A 320-nucleotide genomic window follows, 5' to 3' on the forward strand; every position below is an offset into this window, starting at 1 on the left:
GCGGGCAGGCCTTCGATGGTCTTGCTGTGGTCGTTCGGGTCGAGGAAGTCAGCCAAGGACTGGTAACGCATCCAGTCGGTGCTGCGCTGCTCTTCAATGCTGGTCACACTCACGTCGACGCAGCGTACGTCGCTGAAGCCGGCACGGCGCAACCAGCGCGCCAACGCCGGTACCGAAGGCAGGTACCAGACATTGCGCATCTGTGCGTAGCGGTCTTCGGGCACCAGCACCTGGTTTTCATCACCCTCGACCACCAGGGTTTCCAGTACCAGCTCCCCCCCTTTAACCAGGCAGTCCTTCAGCGCCAGCAGGTGCTCGAT

The 320-nt window shown here is 62.2% G+C and carries 1 protein-coding gene; it reads right to left on the bottom strand.

The window, feature by feature from the left end; all coding sequences use genetic code 11:
* Window positions 1–320, bottom strand: a 320-nt coding sequence (locus GYA94_RS27130; RefSeq protein WP_161893498.1) for a DUF1698 domain-containing protein, incomplete at both ends; no start/stop codon positions are given.

Source organism: Pseudomonas juntendi, from assembly GCF_009932375.1.
Taxonomy (GTDB): domain Bacteria; phylum Pseudomonadota; class Gammaproteobacteria; order Pseudomonadales; family Pseudomonadaceae; genus Aquipseudomonas; species Aquipseudomonas juntendi.